Genomic DNA, 299 nt, shown 5'->3' on the forward strand with positions numbered 1-299 from the left:
CGGGTGAAGGCGCGGGGCAACAGATCAAGGGTGATTTCATCTTTGATCTGGTCCTTCTCTTTCCTGAAGACTTTGCGCCCCTGATCCACTTCAATCTGCTCCACCTTTTCGCGGACAGCATCATTCACCACAAAAGAGGGCAGCAGGCGTTCTTCTTTCTGCATGCACAGCAACAGGTGGTGGCTGGTGGTATGAACCAGCTGACGGGAGCCTGGGCAGGGTGGTACAAACCCCGCACTCACCAGCTGAGTTTTGCCCGTGGGGCGGAACGGCTGTTCCTTGAGCGCATCCTCCAGCTG

The 299-nt window shown here is 56.9% G+C and carries 1 protein-coding gene; it reads right to left on the reverse strand.

The genetic code is table 11. The features are described from left to right. On the reverse strand, positions 1-296 hold a 296-nt coding region (rdgC, locus tag E1189_RS26000), incomplete at its 3' end, for a recombination-associated protein RdgC (RefSeq protein WP_408014659.1). Between the last annotated feature and the right edge of the window lie 3 nt (positions 297-299).

This window comes from Parendozoicomonas verongulae (assembly GCF_009711465.1).
Classification (GTDB): Bacteria; Pseudomonadota; Gammaproteobacteria; order Pseudomonadales; family Endozoicomonadaceae; genus Sansalvadorimonas; species Sansalvadorimonas verongulae.